General features: G+C 71.4%; 13 protein-coding genes. 7 read left to right on the top strand and 6 right to left on the bottom strand.

All coding sequences use genetic code 11. From position 1 onward, the window contains the following. Window positions 1–45 precede the first annotated feature (45 nt). The 5 genes from TAE01_RS15580 (at window position 46) to uvrA (ending at window position 8,198) form a co-directional block, all read left to right on the top strand. Window positions 46–573: a winged helix-turn-helix transcriptional regulator gene (locus TAE01_RS15580; RefSeq protein ID WP_147067729.1), complete on the top strand. Its 528-nt coding sequence runs from the start codon at window positions 46–48 to the stop codon at window positions 571–573. 44 nt (window positions 574–617) lie between these two features. Further along, complete coding sequence (locus TAE01_RS15575; RefSeq protein ID WP_147067728.1) at window positions 618–3,311, top strand: MGH1-like glycoside hydrolase domain-containing protein; 2,694 nt, start codon at window positions 618–620, stop codon at window positions 3,309–3,311. 110 nt (window positions 3,312–3,421) lie between these two features. Then, a complete protein-coding gene (locus TAE01_RS15570; RefSeq protein WP_147067727.1) occupies window positions 3,422–4,540 on the top strand; it encodes a lipid II:glycine glycyltransferase FemX in 1,119 nt (372 codons plus the stop codon). Between the two features lie 6 nt (window positions 4,541–4,546). Next, entirely contained in the window at window positions 4,547–5,563 is a 1,017-nt protein-coding gene (locus TAE01_RS15565) for an alanine racemase (protein ID WP_147067726.1), read from the top strand. Between the two features lie 130 nt (window positions 5,564–5,693). Beyond that, window positions 5,694–8,198, top strand: a complete 2,505-nt coding sequence (gene uvrA / locus TAE01_RS15560) for an excinuclease ABC subunit UvrA (RefSeq protein WP_147067725.1) — start codon at window positions 5,694–5,696, stop codon at window positions 8,196–8,198. On the opposite strand, the gene TAE01_RS15555 is transcribed toward uvrA, so the two are convergent. From TAE01_RS15555 to TAE01_RS20580, 3 genes are all read right to left on the bottom strand, one after another. Next, on the bottom strand, window positions 8,192–9,091 hold the full coding sequence (locus tag TAE01_RS15555) for a universal stress protein (protein ID WP_147067724.1): 900 nt from the start codon (window positions 9,089–9,091) through the stop codon (window positions 8,192–8,194). The two genes, uvrA and TAE01_RS15555, sit on opposite strands and share 7 nt — an antisense overlap. 3 nt (window positions 9,092–9,094) lie before the next feature. Further along, the gene (locus tag TAE01_RS15550; RefSeq protein ID WP_147067723.1) at window positions 9,095–10,912 is read right to left on the bottom strand and encodes an amino acid permease; all 1,818 of its coding nucleotides are present in this window, start codon (window positions 10,910–10,912) and stop codon (window positions 9,095–9,097) included. Between the two features lie 257 nt (window positions 10,913–11,169). Then, complete coding sequence (locus tag TAE01_RS20580; protein ID WP_281289303.1) at window positions 11,170–12,630, bottom strand: alpha/beta fold hydrolase; 1,461 nt, start codon at window positions 12,628–12,630, stop codon at window positions 11,170–11,172. Window positions 12,631–12,775: 145 nt separating this feature from the next. Between TAE01_RS20580 and TAE01_RS15540 the strand changes: the two genes are divergently transcribed. Beyond that, window positions 12,776–13,429 carry a winged helix-turn-helix transcriptional regulator gene (locus tag TAE01_RS15540; RefSeq protein WP_147067721.1) on the top strand — a complete coding sequence of 218 codons (654 nt, stop codon included), beginning with the start codon at window positions 12,776–12,778 and terminating at the stop codon, window positions 13,427–13,429. Window positions 13,430–13,692: 263 nt separating this feature from the next. On the opposite strand, the gene TAE01_RS15535 is transcribed toward TAE01_RS15540, so the two are convergent. Continuing rightward, the gene (locus TAE01_RS15535) at window positions 13,693–14,478 is read right to left on the bottom strand and encodes an SDR family oxidoreductase (RefSeq protein WP_147067720.1); all 786 of its coding nucleotides are present in this window, start codon (window positions 14,476–14,478) and stop codon (window positions 13,693–13,695) included. Between the two features lies 1 nt (window position 14,479). Beyond that, complete coding sequence (locus TAE01_RS15530; RefSeq protein WP_147067719.1) at window positions 14,480–15,280, bottom strand: alpha/beta hydrolase; 801 nt, start codon at window positions 15,278–15,280, stop codon at window positions 14,480–14,482. A gap of 215 nt (window positions 15,281–15,495) precedes the next feature. On the opposite strand from TAE01_RS15530, the gene TAE01_RS15525 reads away from it, so the two are divergent. Then, a complete protein-coding gene (locus tag TAE01_RS15525) occupies window positions 15,496–16,485 on the top strand; it encodes a LysR family transcriptional regulator (protein ID WP_147067718.1) in 990 nt (329 codons plus the stop codon). Between the two features lie 7 nt (window positions 16,486–16,492). Here TAE01_RS15525 and TAE01_RS15520 read toward each other — a convergent pair whose 3' ends face one another. Beyond that, a complete protein-coding gene (locus TAE01_RS15520) occupies window positions 16,493–17,440 on the bottom strand; it encodes a hypothetical protein (protein ID WP_147067717.1) in 948 nt (315 codons plus the stop codon). Window positions 17,441–17,497 lie beyond the last annotated feature (57 nt).

Raw genomic sequence — 17,497 nt, 5'->3', positions numbered from 1 at the left:
TGCGGCAGTTGGTCTGATGAACAGACCACGGCGTACATTCATTCCATGCCCCTCGGGACCGACTACGCCGGACAGGACTGCTCGCTCGCCACCGCCCTCGAGATCGTCGGCGAGCGGTGGTCGCTGCTCATCGTGCGCGACGCCTTCCTCGGCGTGACCCGCTTCAGCTACCTGCACCGCCGCCTGGGGATCTCCAAGGCGGTGCTGACCCAGCGGCTCGGCTCCCTCGTCGACGCCGGTGTGCTCGAACGTCGCCGGCTCGACGGACACGACGCCTACACCCTCACGCCGTCGGGTGAGGCGCTCTGGCCCGCCGTCCATGCCCTGATCCGCTGGGGCGACGCCACGACCTCACCCGCCGGACCGCGACGGCTCTTCCGGCACGTCACCTGCACCGCGGACCTGGACGCGTCCGGGCGCTGCCCCGACTGCGGCGTGACCCCGGGGGCCGCCGACATCGAGACCAGGCCGGGACCGGGTGCCCGCACCGACCCGCCCACCGACCCGCCCACCGACCCCGTCTCCCGTCGACTCCGGGAGCCGCACCGGCTGCTCGTTCCCCTGCGTGGCTGAGGGGCCGTAACGCACGGGACACATCGATGCAGCACCATGGGCCCATGAACAGCCCCCTCCCTCCGGGTGAGCCCCTCGGCGCAGAGCACGCGCGGCTCCTCGACTCCCCCAGTCACGACGCCCCGTGGCGCCTCTGGGGTCCCTACCTCTCCGGTCGGCAGTGGGGCACGGTCCGCGAGGACTACTCGGCCGAGGGCAACGCCTGGTCGGAGTTCCCCTTCGACCAGGCCGTCTCGCGCGCCTACCGCTGGGGCGAGGACGGCCTCGGCGGCATCAGCGACAGGTTCGGCTTCCTCAACTTCTCCGTCGCACTGTGGAACGGCAAGGACCCCATCCTCAAGGAGCGTCTCTTCGGGCTGACCAACGAGGAGGGCAACCACGGCGAGGACGCCAAGGAGTACTGGTGGGCCCTCGACGGCACGCCGACCCACTCGTGGATGCAGTGGCTCTACCGCTACCCGCAGGCCGAGTTCCCCTACGAGCAGCTGCGCCGCGAGAACCGCGAGCGCACCCGTGACGAGAGGGAGTTCGAGCTCGGCGACACCGGCATCCTCGACGCCAACGAGTTCTTCGACGTCACGATGACGTATGCCAAGGCCGGCCCCGACGACATGTGCATCCGCGTCTCGGCCACCAACCACGGCCCGGCCGCCGCGCCGCTGCACGCGCTGCCGACCGTGTGGCTGCGCAACACGTGGAGCTGGGGCGTCGACGACCGCGTCACCGAGCTGCGCGAGATCCGCCGCAACGGCAGGCCACCCCGCGGCTACCGGGCCGCCGAGGTGACCCACGGCTTCCTCGGCCGCTACGTCCTGGCCGCATCGGGCGCGCCGACCGCCCTCTTCTGCGACAACGAGACCAACGCCAGGCACGTCTTCGGTGACGCGGCCCTGGCCAACCACTCGCTCTACCCGAAGGACTCGATCAACCAGCGCGTCGTCCACGGCCGCCGGCACGCCGTCAACCCCGGCGGCTACGGCAGCAAGTGCTCGTTCTGGTACCACTGGGACTCCGTCGCGCCCGGCGAGACGGTGACGGTCGACCTGCGCCTCGCCACCGGCGACCCCGGCCTCGAGTGGTTCGGTGAGCCGTTCGAGGAGGTGCTCGGCGCCCGTCGCGGCGAGGCCGACGAGTTCTACGGCCACGTCATCGACGCCTCCCTCGACGACGCGGACCGGCACGTCGCCCGACGGGCCTATGCCGGCCTGCTCTGGGGCAAGCAGCTCTACCGCTACGACGTGCGCCAGTGGATGGTGGGCGACCCGGTCGGGCCGGCCGTCGCCGAGTCGCGCAAGCACGGGCGCAACGAGCACTGGAAGCACCTCGCGCTCGCCGACGTCATCTCGATGCCCGACGAGTGGGAGTACCCGTGGTTCGCCGCCTGGGACCTCGCCTTCCACACCATCCCGCTCGCCCACGTCGACCCGGAGTTCGCCAAGGAGCAGCTGCTCCTGATGTGCCGCGAGTGGGCGATGGCACCCAACGGCCAGCTGCCCGCCTACGAGTGGGAGTTCGGCGACGTCAACCCGCCGGTCCACGCGTGGGCCGCGTGGCACGTCTACCGGATCGACGGCTACCGCGACCGGGAGTTCCTCACGCGCGTCTTCACCAAGCTGCTGCTCAACTTCGCGTGGTGGGTCAACCGCAAGGACGCCAACGGCAGCAACCTCTTCGAGGGCGGCTTCCTGGGGATGGACAACATCGGGCTGTTCAACCGGTCCGCCCCCCTGCCGCCGGGCTTCCGGCTCGAGCAGTCCGACGCGACGAGCTGGATGGCCTTCTACTGCCAGCAGATGCTCAAGATCGCCCTCGAGCTGGCCCGCACCGACAAGGCGTGGGACGACGTCGCGACGAAGTTCCTCGAGCACTTCCTGTCGATCGCCCAGGCGATGCGGCACTTCGGCTCGAGCGACAAGAGCCTGTGGCACGAGGAGGACGGCTTCTACTACGACGTCCTCGTCCAGCCCGACGGCCGCGCTCCGCACATGCGGGTGCGCTCCATGGTCGGACTGCTCCCGATCCTCGGCGCCACGGAGATCCCCTCGTGGGTCGTCGAGGAGTGCCCCGACGTCACGAGCCGCTTCCAGTGGCTCCAGGAGCGTCGCCCCGAGCTCGTCAAGCCGCTCCTCGCGCGGGACGACGGCAAGATGCTGCTCACCCTCGTGCCGCCGAAACGGCTGCGCCGCATCCTCGAGCGGATGTTCGACTCCGAGGAGTTCCTCTCGCCGTACGGCATCCGCTCGCTGTCGGCCGCGACGCGGCAGGCGGTGACGGCGACGCTCGGCGGCGAGACCGTCTCGATCGAGTACGAGCCCGGCGAGTCGCGCACCGGCATGTTCGGCGGCAACTCCAACTGGCGCGGGCCCGTCTGGTTCCCGACCAACGTGCTGCTCGCCGACAAGCTGCGCACCTACGGACGCTACTTCGGCGACGACTTCCGAATCGAGATCCCGACCGGCTCCGGCGACTGGCGCACACTCGACCAGGCCGCCGACGTCATCGACGGCGGCCTCACGGCGCTCTTCCGTCCCGTCGACGGCCGGCGCCCCTCCGACGGCAAGCGCATCGAGTCGAGCGCAGACCCGCTGTGGTCGGAGCACCCGACGTTCTCCGAGTTCTTCGACGGCGACACCGGGGAGGGCCTGGGAGCGACGCACCAGACGGGCTGGACCGCCCTCGTCGCGCACCTGCTCAACCCGCGGCTGCCCCCCGACCCACGCACGATGGGCTGGGCGTGAGCGACACGGCACACGCCCTCGGTCTCGTGGTCGGGTCGACCGACGACGTATGCCGGGTGGCGGGCGAGGCGTGTCGGGTGACCCCTCGCGCTCCGGTAGCGTGAGCCACCGTGAACTCGCCCATCTCCGTCCGTGACATCAGCGCCGCCGAGCACCTCGCGTGGCTGCGCACCCAGCCGTCGGCGAGCTTCCTCCAGACGCCCGCCTGGGCGGACGTCAAGAAGGAGTGGCGCGCCGAGTCGGTCGGCTGGTTCGAGGGCGAGCAGATGGTCGGCGCCGCACTCGTGCTGCACCGCTCGCTGCCGAGGATCAAACGGTCCCTCGCCTACGTGCCCGAGGGACCGTGCATCGACTGGTCCTCACCCCGGCTCGTCGAGCTGCTCCGGGCGCTGCGCGACCACCTGACGTCGAAGGGCGCGTTCGCGCTGCGAATCGGGCCGCCCGTGGCCACGCACCGCTGGGGCACCGCGACCATCAAGGCCGCCATCGCCGACCCGGCCGTGCGCCGCTACGACGAGGCGACGCCGGACGTCGTCGAGCCGGTGGGGACGGCCGTCGTGGCGCAGCTGGAACGGCTCGGGTTCAAGCACCTCAGCCCGGACGACGGCTTCGCCGCCGGCCAGCCGGAGTACGTCTTCCAGGTGCCGCTCGCCGGACGCACCGAGGCCGACGTGCTCGCCGGCATGAACCAGCTGTGGCGCCGCAACATCAAGAAGACGCTGAAGAACGGCGTCACGGTCCGCGTGGGCGACGCGTCCGACCTGCCGGCCTTCCACCGCACCTACGTCGAGACCGCCGAGCGCGACCGGTTCACGCCCCGGGGTCTCGCCTACTTCGAGCAGATGTACGCCGCGCTGTCGGCCGAGGACCCCGAGCGCATCCGGGTCTACCTCGCCGAGCACGAGGGCGACGTCCTGGCGGCCACCGTCTTCATCCGCGTGGGTGAGCACGCGTGGTACTCCTACGGCGCCTCCACCGCCGCCAAGCGCGAGCTCCAGGGATCGACGGCCATCCAGTGGCGGATGATGCAGGACTCGCTGGCTGCGGGCGCGAGCGTCTACGACCTGCGCGGCATCACCAACACCGTCGACGAGGCCAACCCCCACATCGGCCTGATCCGGTTCAAGGTCGGCACCGGCGGCGAGGCCGTGCGGCTCGCCGGTGAGTGGGACCTGCCCCTGAACCGCTTGCTCTACAAGGCCTTCGACCTCTACATGAAGCGGCGGTGAGCGATCGTGTCCTTCGTCCTGCACGTCGACGGTGAGCGCTGGCGAGCCGCTCACGACCGGTTCGTCGCCGACCACCCGGGCATCGTCCCCGTCATCAAGGGCAACGGCTACGGCTTCGGCCGGGACCTGCTCTGCGCCGAGTCCGCACGCCTGGGCGTGCCGATGGTCGCGATCGGCACGTACGTCGAGCTGCCCTCTGCGCTGGCGGCCTTCGGAGGTGACGTGCTCGTCATGGAGCCCTACCGCGCCGCCGTCCACGCCGACCTGCCCGATCTCGCGAACCGGCGCGTCGTGCACACCGTGACCACCCAGTCGGACCTCTCGAGCCTGCGCGGCGTGCTCTCCGACGCCCGTGTGGTCGTCGAGGGGCTCACGTCGATGAACCGCTACGGGACTCCCGTCAACGAGGTCGCCGCCCTGGCGGGGGCCGCCGACGCGGTCGGCGTCACGCTGCACCTGCCCCTGGGGACCGGCCACGTCGAGGAGATCTCGCGCTTCATCGCCGCCGTCCCCGGTGAGCTCACGTGGTACGTCTCGCACGTGTCCGCGGCCGAGCTGTCAACTCTCGCAGCGCGATTCCCCGAGCACGAGTTCCGCCCGCGCATCGGGACCGACCTCTGGTACGCCGACAAGGGCTCCTACGAGGTGCGCGCCCACGTGCTCGACGTGCGACCCGTGGCCAAGGGCAGCCGAGTCGGCTACCGGCAGCGGACCGTCGCGGCCGGCCACATCGTCGTCGTCAGCGGGGGCACGTCCCACGGCGTCGCCATGGAGAGCCCGTCGTCGGCAGCGACGGCGCGGTCCCGCGCCATCGCCGTCACCGAGGGCGTCCTCGAGGCCGCCCACCGAGTGCGCTCCCCGTTCACGGTCTCGGGCGTCATGCCGCGCTTCGCCGAGCCGCCGCACATGCAGTGCAGCCTGCTCGTGCTGCCGGCCGGCGTCGCTCCCCCGGGGGTGGGCGACGAGGTGCCGGTGCGGATGCGCCTGACCACGACGACCCCGGACGCCGTCGTCGTGGCCTGAGCCGGGGACCGGCGAAGACCAGCTCAGCCGAGTCCTCGACGTCGGGGACGGCATACGCGAGGTGACGACGCTCGCCGGACGGGGGCACCCCGATGGTGCTCCCGGGCCCGGGAGCGACTAGACAGGTCAGGTGCACAGCGACCCGACCGACCACTTCGTCCACGTCCGCGGCGCCGCGGAGCACAACCTGAAGACCGTGGACGTCGACCTCCCGCGAGATGCGATGGTCGCGTTCACCGGCGTCTCCGGCTCGGGCAAGTCGTCCCTCGCGTTCGGGACGCTCTACGCCGAGGCGCAGCGCCGCTACTTCGAGTCGGTCGCGCCGTATGCCCGCCGCCTGCTCCAGCAGGTCGGCGCTCCGCACGTCCGGGAGGTCACCGGACTGCCGCCAGCGGTGGCGCTGCAGCAGCGCCGCGGTGCCCCGAGCTCGCGCTCGACGGTCGGCACCCTGACGACGCTGTCGAACCTGCTGCGGATGCTCTACTCGCGCGCCGGCCGCTACCCCGAGGGTCTGCAGCGGCTCGAGGCGGAGGCCTTCTCCCCCAACACCGCCGCCGGCGCGTGCCCCGAGTGCCACGGCCTCGGCGAGGCGCACGACGTCGCCGAGGACCTGCTCGTGCCCGACCCGTCGCTCACCGTCCGCGAGGGAGCCATCGCGGCGTGGCCGGGCGCCTGGCAGGGCAAGAACCTCGTGCGGGTCACGCGGACGGTCGGCATCGACATCGACGTGCCGTGGCGTGACCTGCCGAAGAAGGACCGGGACTGGCTGCTCTACACCGACGAGCAGCCGCGGGTGCTCATCGACCGCAAGGGCGAGCCCGACGACTCGACGGGCCGCGACTACTTCGGCACCTTCTGGAGCGCCCGCAAGCACATCCGGCACACGCTGGCCGACACCAAGAGCCAGATGATGCGCGACAAGGCGCTCCGCTTCGTCCGCAGCGTGCGGTGCCCGGCGTGCGGTGGCACGGGCCTGCGTGCGGACGCGCTCACGGTGACCTTCCGGGGGCTCAGCATCGCCGAGGCGAACGCGCTGTCGTTGACCGACCTGTCGGCGCACCTGCGTCCGGTCGCCGAGCTCACCGAGGCCGGCGCTGCGACGTCGTCGGCGACCTCGGGCGAGGCCACCGAGGTGGCCGTGCGCCTCAGCGCCGACCTCGTCGAGCGCATCGCGGTGCTGCTCGACCTCGGCCTCGGCTACCTCTCGCTGGGGCGCCGGTCGACGACCCTCTCCCCCGGCGAGGCCCAGCGCCTGCGCATCGCCACGCAGCTGCGCTCGGGCCTCTTCGGCGTCGTCTACGTGCTCGACGAGCCGTCGGCGGGCCTGCACCCGGCCGACGCCGAGCCGCTGCTCGACGTCCTCGATGCCCTCAAGCGCTCGGGCAACTCGCTCTTCGTCGTCGAGCACGACCTCGACATCGTGCGCCGCGCCGACTGGGTCGTCGACATCGGCCCGGGTGCCGGCGAGCAGGGCGGTCAGGTGCTCTACTCCGGCCCGGTCGAGGGGCTCGAACAGGTCACCGAGTCGGTGACGAGCGCGCACCTCTTCGGTCGCGCCGACGTGATGCAGCCACACGGCCGCTCACCGAAGGGTTGGCTGCACCTGCGCGGCGTGAGCCGGCACAACCTCGACGGGCTCTCCGTCGACGTGCCGCTCTGCGTCCTCACGGCCGTGACCGGCGTCTCGGGGTCGGGCAAGTCGACGCTCGTGACGCAGGTGCTCGCGGAGCTCGTTCGCCGCCACCTCGGACAGGCCCCCGAGGACGCCGAGGAGAGCGAGCTCGAGATCGACGTCGACGACGCGACCGGGCTCGAGTCCTTCGACCGACTCGTGCGGGTCGACCAGCGCCCGATCGGCCGCACGCCGCGCTCGAACCTCGCGACCTACACCGGCCTCTTCGACGCCGTGCGGAGGTTGTATGCCGCCACCCCCGAGGCGCGTGAGCGCGGCTACGGGCCGGGACGCTTCTCCTTCAACGTCGCCGAGGGCCGCTGCGAGACCTGCCAGGGCGAAGGCTTCGTGTCGGTCGAGCTGCTCTTCCTGCCGGGCACGTACGCGCCGTGCCCCACGTGCCACGGCGCGCGCTACAACGCCGAGACCCTCGAGATCACCTACGACGGCAAGTCGATCGCCGACGTGCTCGGTCTCACCGTCGACGAGGCGGCCGACTTCCTGGCGGAGGTCCCGGCCGCGGCACGCAGCCTGCTGACGCTGCGCGAGGTCGGCCTCGGCTACCTGCGCCTCGGCCAGCCCGCGACCGAGCTGAGCGGCGGTGAGGCGCAGCGGATCAAGCTCGCGACCGAGCTGCAGCGGGCCAGGCGAGGCCACGCGCTCTACCTGCTCGACGAGCCGACCTCGGGGCTGCACGCCGCCGACGTGGCGCTGCTGCTGCGGCAGCTGCACGCCCTCGTCGACGCCGGCAACACCGTCGTGCTCGTCGAGCACCACCTCGACACGATCGCCAGCGCCGACTGGGTCATCGACCTCGGGCCCGGTGGCGGCGACGAGGGCGGCCGCGTCGTCGCGGCGGGCACGCCCGAACAGGTGGCCGAGGCCGACCGCGGCGCCACCGCGCCACACCTCGCGAGACGTCTGGCGGCGAGGGTGGCACTCCGGGCCGACGCAGGTCAGTGACGACGGGGCGCCGGTACGAGGTAGACCGGCACCGGCGCCGACCGGACGATCTTCGACGCGCGTGACCCGAGGAAGATCCGGGCGGCCGGAGCCGACGAGCTCGGTCCGACGACGAGCAGGTCGCCGTCGGCCCACTCGACGTCCCAGATCGCGTGGGCCCACGAGACGCCGTCGCCGACGACGAGCGACCGAGCCAGGCGGTCGCCGAGCCGACCTGGCTCGATCTCGTTGACCTGCTTGATGATCGCGGCCTTCATGCGGGTGACCCACCGGTCGATGACGAGCTCGTCGGCGGACTCCTCGATGCCGCCGAAGAACTGCTTCGGCGGGCGCACGGCGAAGGTGACGACGCGTGCCGCGGCACCGAGCGTCTCGGCGAGGCGGGCTCCGGCCACGGCGACGTAGCCGCCGTCCTTCGAGCCGCCGTAGCCGATGCTCACCCGGCGGATGCGCGCGGAGGGAGCGGCCCGGTAGCCGAGTGGCGCGAGCAGCACGGGCAGGGGCGCGGAGTGCACGAGCCGGTCGGTGACGCTACCCAGCGAGATGCGCCCGAGGGGACCCTTGCTGGACGAGCCGATGACGAGGGCGGAAGCCGTGGTGCGAGAGGCGAGTTCGAGCAGGCCGCCCGGGATGGACGACGCGCGGACGACCTGGAACGACGCACCGACACCGGACGGCATACGCTCTCGGGCGGCGTCGAGCACCCTGTCGGCCCACTGGGTCAGGGGTGCCAGATAGTCGCCGTCGACGAACTCGGGCGCGCCCGCGGCGTGCGGGGTCGTGACGACGACGGCGACGACGAGCGCCTCACCGGTCGAGCGGGACAGGACACTGGCGAGCTCCAGTGCGGAGGTGCCGCTGTCACCCTCCGTGTAGGCGACGACGATCGGCATGGCTCACACCGCGCCGACGAGCGAGGCCGCCTCGACGTGCGTCACCGGGAGACCGAGCTCCGCCGCGCGGTCGACCACCTCGAAACGCTGCCAGATCGACTCTGCCGCAGGGAGCGTCACGATGACGATCTGGTCGGGGTCGAACTCCTGCACGGCGGCACGGAGCGCGCGCAGCGGTCGCTGGTCGCCGACGGCGCCCGTGGCGTCGAGATGGTGCGTGGTCAACGTCTCGAGCGCGCGCTCGAGCCGGCGCTGGGCGGCCGCGGTCGTCGCGTCCTTGACGGAGACGGCGCCGTGGGTCGCGGCGGTTCCGGTCTCGACGGGACTGGCCGGGACGCACACGTAGTAGGTGGCCGCACCCTGGGCGTCGATGCGCTGCAGCTCGGACACGAGCTCGTCGGACTCGAGGGTCTGGTTGGCGAGGACGAGCACCCGACGCGCCTCGCCGGTGTGCTCGGGGACCACCCGGGCGGGCAGGCGTGCGATACGGGCCCTGTTGATGAAAAAGAGGACCAGCACGATGGCGAACGAGACGAGACTGAGCACGAGCTGGATGCGGACGTCGGCGGTCAGGCCCATCTGGATGAGCACGAGCACGATGCCGAGGGTCGTGATGACCGACAGCGTCGGGAAGAGCCACATCTTCACCTTGAGCGTCGCCGGGTCGGCGCGCCGGCGCAGGATGATCTGCGAGACGGCGATGAGCAGGTAGACGAAGAGGATGACGGCGCCAGAGGAGTTGAGCAGGAAGGAGAAGACCGTGTCGGGCGAGACCGCCGCCATGATGACCGCGAGGAAGCCGACGACCGACGACGCGAGGATCGCGACCATCGGCACGCCGCGCGAGTTGACCGACACCATCGACGCCGGCGCCTCGCGCCTGGCGGCGAGGACGAAGAGCATGCGCGAGGCCGTGTAGAGGCCGGAGTTGAGGCACGAGAGGACGGCCGTCAGCACGACGGCGTTCATGACGTGGTCGGCGTACGGGATGCCCATCCTCTGGAACGCCGCGACGTAGGGCGAGGCCTCGAGCGTCGAGGAGTTCCACGGCAGGATCACCGCGAGGAGGAAGATCGAGCCGACGAAGAAGATCGCGATGCGCGTGATGACGGAGTTGGCGGCCTTGCTCACCGCCCGCTCGGGGTCGTTGGACTCGGCGGCCGCGATCGTCGCGATCTCGGCGCCGACCATGGAGAAGATGACCGTGACCACACCGGCGGTGACGGCCAGTCCGCCGTTGGGGAAGAACCCGCCGTGTGCCGTGAGGTTGCTGAAGTCGAGATGGGCGTTGGGCCAGATGCCGAAGACGAAGAGGCCGCCGCAGACGAGGAAGACGATGATCGCGCCGACCTTGATGCCGGCGAACCAGAACTCGAACTCGCCGAAGGACGACACCGAGATGAGGTTGGTGCCGGTCATGAGGAGCATGAGCACGAGGCTGAGCACCCACGTCGGCACGCCGGGCAGCCAGAAGTTGAGGACCTTGGCGCCCGCCACCGCCTCGAACCCGACGACGATGACCCAGAAGTACCAGTAGAGCCAGCCGACCGAGAAGCCCGCCCAGTCACCGAGCGCCTTGCGAGAGTAGTCGGCGAACGAGCCGGTCGACGGGTTGGCGACCGCCATCTCGGCGAGCATCCGCATCACCATGATGATGAGGACGCCGCAGAGCGCGTACGTCAGGAAGGCGCCGGGCCCGGTGGCCTTGATGACGGTGCCCGACCCGACGAACAGGCCGGCGCCGATCACACCGCCCATGGCGATCATCGTCAGCTGGCGCTGGTTGAGCGCCTTCTTCAGCTCCGGACCGGCGCCAGACATCTCAGGCCTCCTGGCAGGTGACGGACGGGCAGTGGGTCAGCACGCGACGAGTCATGAGCTCATCCCTCTCGATCGGCTCGAAAGGGAAGAACTCCCTCCGACGATCTTCCGAAACTAGTGGCGGCCGGATCCGCTGTCCACGCGGGCTGTCGCGCCGGGACGGTCCGGTCCAGCCTGACTCGGCTCGGGAAGACCAGCGCTTGCCTGAGGTCCGAGATCTCCGGCGGCTGGACGCCTCGGGCTCACTTCGTCGACGGTCAGTGGTGATGGCAGGAGACACCGGTGGCGTCGGCCGGCTCGGCGGTGACGGCCCACTGCGCGGTGGGTCGACCCTCGATCCGCCACTGGTGCTGACCCGCCGGGATCCGGGGCCACCCGGCGGGGCTGTTCTCGCAGGCCTCCTGCCGGCCGAAGACGGTGAGGTCCATGAGTCCGTAGCTCCACAGGCCGGCCTCCGTGCCGCGGTCGGTCGTCCAGTACGTCTCGTACACCTGGTCGTCATCGTCGCGCACGTAGCAGGCATGGAACCCGAACTCCCGGCCGGCCTGGAGCGAGACGGAGTCGCGGGCCGAGTACCAGGGCGTCGTGTAGCGGAGGAACTCCGCGTACGGGCTGCTTTCGGCGTAGTCGCCCTCGCAGAAGACGGCGACGGTGATGTCGCGAGCGTGGAGGTACTCAGGGCGCTGCAGCTGCGACGCGCAGAAGGTGCACCCCTCGCACTGCTGGGGCCACGGCATCCCGTCGTGCCACATGTGGAAGTAGGCGAGCAGCACGCGTCGACCCTCGAAGACGTCGAGGATCGGGGTGCGACCGGCGGCACCCACGACGGACGCGTCCGAGGGAACCCGCACCATCGGCAACCGCCGACGCTCGGCGGCGAGGGCGTCGCCCGCACGCGTGTGGGCCTTCTCGCGGACCAGGAGGTCGGACAGCTGCTGCTGCCAGGTGTCGCGGTCAACGACGTCGGGGTAGGCCTGCGGCTCGGTCGGGCGTACGGGCAGGCGGCGGGTACTCACCGGGGTCGGCTCCTTCCCGACGCGGAAGTCGCGCTGGAGGAACGCGTCGACCGCGGCGACGATGTCGGCGTCGGGGATGCCGTGCCATTGGCCGGGCAGCACCCGCACGACCGCCTGCGGCAGGGCCTGCCCCAGCGCCCGTGCCGACTCGAGCAGTCCGGAAGCCGTGTGGTCGCTCGCCATGAGCAGGGTCGGGACGGTCACGCTGCGGAACTGCTCCGCAGTGGTTCCGGGCAGGAAGGCGAGCTCGTGGAGCATCGCGGGCGCGTTGGCCAGGTCGAGTGGGGTGGGCGGCGGGAACTGCGCTCGCACCTCCGCCGGGATCCGCGTGACCTCCTCGTCGAACCACGTCCGGGCGTCGGCACGATCCTCGGCGAGCCGACGCCGCGCCTCGGCCAGCGGGCCCAGGTCGGGGTCGGGGATGAGGGGCGGCTCGGTGAGCAGCAGCCGCCCGACCGGCAGGCCGTCGGCGGCGCCCAGCAGGGCCAGGGTCGCCCCGGAGGAGAAGCCGTAGACCGACGCGTCGGGCCCCGCGAGCTCGAGCATGGCCGCCAGGTCGTCGAACTCGCGCTCCACCGCGTACGTCACGCCCGGTTCCTCGTGGCTCTCCCCGGTCCCGCGGCGGTCGTAGGTGAACACGGTGTAGCTCCTGGCAAGTACCGCGGGCAGGCCCGGTTGCGGCGAACGCTCACGGCAGGCCATGACGGGGGAGACCATGACGACTGGCGGCCCGTCGCCTTGCCGGGTCCACGCGATCCGCGTCCCATCAGCCGATGTCACCGCACCCTCAAGTATGTTTTTCATAGTGCTATGGTTACCATAGTTCTGGCCAGGATGGGAGAGAAGCGTGGCGAAGGCGACCTACGCACAGCTCGGCGACGCGTGCGCGACAGCCCATGCCATGGAGCTGATCGGCAGCCGCTGGACCTACCCCATCCTGCGCGAGCTGATGCTCGGGCCGAAGCGCTTCAACGAGCTCCTCGCCACGGTGCGTGGCATCACCCCGGCCGTGCTGAGCAGCCGCCTGCGCGAGCTCGCCAGCACCGGTCTGGTGCAGGAGCTGCCGAGCGCGATCTCCGGGCAGCACAGGTACGCCGTGACGCCCTGGGCGGCCGAGCTCGCCCCGATCCTGCGCGAGCTCGGCCGCTGGGCGCAGGCCTCCCCGGTCCGCGAGGCGGCCGGCGGGCTGACGCCCGACGCGGCCGTCCAGGCCATGCTCACCATGGCCAAGCCCGACCTCGCCCCCACCGCCGGAGAGCTGCAGCTCTACCTGCGCGACGAGCGTGTCTCCGTTGTCGAGCACCCCTACCGCGTCCGGTGGGATGCCACGGAGCTGCACGCGGAACGCGGCACTTGGGCCGACCCGACGACGACGCTCAGAGCCGACTCGTCGACGTGGTCAGAGATCCTCTTCGCCGGTCGGTCCGTCGCCGGGAACGCCGAGGTCACCGGAGAGCCGACAACGGTCGAAGCCCTGCTTGCCTGCTTCCCCGTGGCCTGACGGACGCCCCGAGCCTCCACGGCCTTTCGATCGGTCGTATGCGGTGTGGGGAGCGGGTCACCGGCCACGCTGGACGAGTGGTGGGCACTCGCCTTCTGGAGGCCTCGAGAGCACCGTCGAACGGTCCGATGACCGAATCGTCGTCGCTGACGTGGGCCGTGCCCGCATGCTCGCGAGCGAGCCTGGCACCGGGCCTGCTCGACGACACCCCGCGGCACGGCATGCGCACCACGGGGTGAATGGTCGACCGACGCCCACCGGCCTCAGGTCGTGGGGACGAGCCCACCGTCGATGGTGACGTCGGTCCCGGTGATGTTGCCGACGACGTCGCTGGCGAGGAAGGCGACGAGCCGACCCACCTCGTCGGGATGGGTGAAACGGCCGGTGACCGAGTTGCGGGCAGCCGCTGCGGCGACGGCCGACGGGTCACTCCCCTGCCGGGCCGCGACGGCAGCCGCGACGCCGTCGTGCCCGAGCCACAGGTCGGTCGAGACCGGGCCCGGGCTCACGGTGTTGACACGGATGCCCTGCGGTCCGAGCTCCTTGGACAGGGACTTGCTGAAGCTGCGCAGAGCCGCTTTGGCTGCGCTGTAGTCGATGACCGAGGGGTCGGCCAGGGTCGCGTTCACCGAGCACGTCGAGACGACCACCCCGCCACCCCCAGCGAGCATCAACGGCAGGGCCGCTCTCGTGGTGCGGACGGCAGCCATGAGGTTGAGCGTGTACGACGTGCTCCACTGCTCGTCCGTGACCGCCAGGAAGCCGTCCAGCCGAGGCGAGACGGCCCCGACGTTGTTGACGAGGATGTCGAGGCGTCCCCGACCGGCGGCGGCGTCGACGACGTGCGCTGCCCCGTCCGGGTCGCCGAGGTCGACGGCCACGAAGGTGACGGTGCCGGAACGGCTCAGGGCATCGAGCTCGGCTGAGGCGTCACGGGCGCCCGCGACGACCGCGACCCCCTCGTCGACGAGCACTCGCGTGATGGCCAGACCGATGCCCTTGCTCGCACCGGTGACGATGGCGACCTTGCCGGCCAGACCGAGGTCCACCTCAGAGCCCGTGCTCGTCGAGCCAGCCCAGCACGGCCTTGGCGACCTCGCTCCACCCTCCGTCGATGGTGAGCGAGTGCCCGCGCCCCTCGAACTGCCGCAGCTCGGTGAGGGCGGTGGAGCTGCGGTACTGCTTGAGGGTCGAGCGTGTCACGACGTCGGGGACGGTGTGGTCCTCGAGGCCGGAGATGAGCAGCAGGGGGCCGCGCGTGCTGTTGTCGGTGTCGACCGCGGCCTCGGAGTGCAACGAGAAGTTCGCGGCCGCCGCCTGGAAGAGGGGCTTGGCCGGCGAGGGGATGGTCCACCGTTCGAAGAGCGCGTCCGACTCCTCCTCGCTGACCGCGTTGCCGAACCCGAAGCGGAACTCCTTGGCGGTCAGGGAGACCGCCCGGTTCCGGTTCGCCGGGTTGCCGAGCGCCGGCAGTCCGGCGCGGAGCTGGGCGAGCGGCAGCGGCAGGACGCCCTTGATCTGCGCCGGGTCGATGGCGACCGCCGCGGCGGCCTTGCCCTGCCCCAGCAGCTTCTCGGCGATGAGTCCCCCGAAGGAGTGGCCGACGAGGACCGGCGCCTCCGGGAGACCGTCGATGATCGCCGCGTAGTGGTTCGTGACGTCGTCGATGCCGAGCCCGGCGACGTCCTCCGCCCGCTCCCGGGCCGCCGCGACGGTGTCGGCCTCCCGGGGCCACCCCGGGGCGACGGGCGCGTAGCCCATCTCGCGGAAGAGCTCGACCCAGGGGTCCCAGCTCGTGGCATGGAGCCAGAGACCGTGGATGAAGACGACGGGACGCTGGTGTGTGGTCATGAGCTGCCTCTCTCCGGGGTCCGCACGGACGCGGACCGTGGTGTCGCGGTGCGAGTGGGCGACCTCCCAAGGCTGACCACCTGCGCCAGCCCGCGTCCAAGACCGTCTGAGGACCGATCGATAACCGCGAGGAGCACCAACGGGCAGGCTGGGTCACTACCGTGGTGAGCCAGTCGGGCGATGGCCCGACCGACGACGCGCCGCGGGGAGACCTGATGGAGCTGGACCTGCGCCTGGTGAGGTACTTCGTCGCGGTCGCCGAGGAGCTGCACTTCGGCCGGGCCGCAGCCCAGCTCTACGTCAGCCAGCCGGCGCTCTCCAAGCAGATCCGCCGGCTCGAGGAACAGCTCGGCGAGGCCCTCCTCGTCCGGGACAGCCGGCACGTCACCCTGACGGCCCGGGGCCAGCAGTTCCTCGCGGACTCCCGACGACTGCTCGCCCTCTCCGAGAGCATGACGCGGCGCGCCCCGCAGCGGGGCGTCAGCATCGCCCACGTCTTCGAGCTGTCCACGAGCCGCATGGTCGCCGACGCCTTCGCCCGGACGGAGCCGGACATCCCGCTTCGCGAGCACTCGATGGACAGCATCACGCAGCTGAACGCCCTCCAGCAGGGACGGCTCGACGTCGCGATCCTCCGCGTCACGCCCCGGATGCTCCTCGCGCATCCCAGTGGTTGGCGGCACCGGCTGCTCCGGCTCGAGCCGCTCGTGCTCGTCGGGGCTCCCGGCGACCCGGACGAGGCGGCTGCGCCACACGCCTCGTTCGACGCCCGTCCGCTGCACGTGTTCGCCGACCCTCCCGACTCGGGCACCTACAGCGCGCACGGTCAGTACGTCACCGCGCTGGAGGCCCGTCTCGGCCTTGCGATGCGGTGGCTGGGCACCCCGGGTGCCTTCAGCTTCTGCGTCGCCCACGTGCAACGTGGCCCGCGCGACGTGCGTTACCTCGAGTTCCTCAGCTACGCCGAGAAGTACGCCGAGGTCGGGATGCAGACCTCGTGGCCGCTGGAGGTCCAGCCCTATTACCCGTGGTCCCTGGCCTGGCGCGCCGACGACGTGAACCCCTCGACGACCACGCTCATCGAGGTCGCCCTCGCCCTGGCGGAGCACTCGTGGCTCGCCACCGACCTGGAGCCGGCGCGTGCTCCTGCCTGGATGCCGGACGACGACCCGGCCTGGCGGGAGCACGCGTCCGGACGTGCGTGATCGTGGCTCAGGGGGTCATCGCGGCGTAGCCGGCTGCGCTGTGGATCGCGATCCCGGCGTACGCGGCATACGACGAGGCCCCGGCGTCGACCTGCGCGAGCTGGGCCTCCATGGCCGTCCGGGTCCACCCGTAGAAGGTCTGCTTGGTGTCGACAGCGGTGTCGCCGAGGTAGGTCGTCTCCTGGCCGATGCGCACCGGCTTGCCGAGGGCGGTCCCTACCGCGAGCTCGGCGGCGGCGATGTCGAGGGTCCCGTCCGTGCCGGCGGCGGTGTTGCGGTAGGCCATGACCGTGACCCCGGACGTGCGGCGCATGATCTCGCGGTCGAGGGTCGAGGCGGCGCCGTTGCTGGCCTTCGCGGGGATCTGGTTGAACCAGAACGGGATGTCGGCCTCGATGGGGGACGTGCCGGCGCTGGCCTTGAGCTTGTCGAGCAGGGTCAGGTAGCCGGCCACGACGGTGGACTGGCTCGTGGTCCAGGCCGACGTGGAGTACGGCTCGACGTCGATGTGGATGCCGGTGAAGAGCCCGGTGCTCCGGGCCGGCTTGAGCCAGTAGGTCACGACCCAGCTCGGGTTGTCGACCCACCCCGGGTCGCCGCCGAGGGCGTCGACGCGGATGCCGGCCGCCCGCGCGCGCTCGGACAGGGTGCGCAGGTTGGGCAGCTGTGCCGAGGTCGTGACGTTCGGCGGTACCGCGACGAAGAGCTGGTCGATGCCGGAGCTGACGGCGAGGTCGACGGTGGCGTCGGGGGTGCTCGTGTCCCACACCCAGAGCGCGCGGCTGTCGGCGGCTGCCGCCGTGGTGGTCGACGTCGGAGCCGTCGAGGTCGTGCCGGATGGCTTCGCCGGCGCCGCCGCAGCCGCTCCGGGAGCGAGGGCCAGGGCCACCGCGGTGACACCGGTGAGCGCGAGCAGCGACGTGAAGGCGCGGGCGCTGCGGGGGCTGAGGCGCATGAGGACTCCGAGGGGACGAGGACGGCTACTTGCCCAATTGTCCGGAAGGCACCAGAT

The organism is Terrabacter aerolatus, from assembly GCF_007991735.1.
Taxonomy (GTDB): domain Bacteria; phylum Actinomycetota; class Actinomycetes; order Actinomycetales; family Dermatophilaceae; genus Terrabacter; species Terrabacter aerolatus.
Note: the sequence above shows the minus strand (reverse complement) of the source record. Positions and strands in the feature narration are given on the sequence as shown.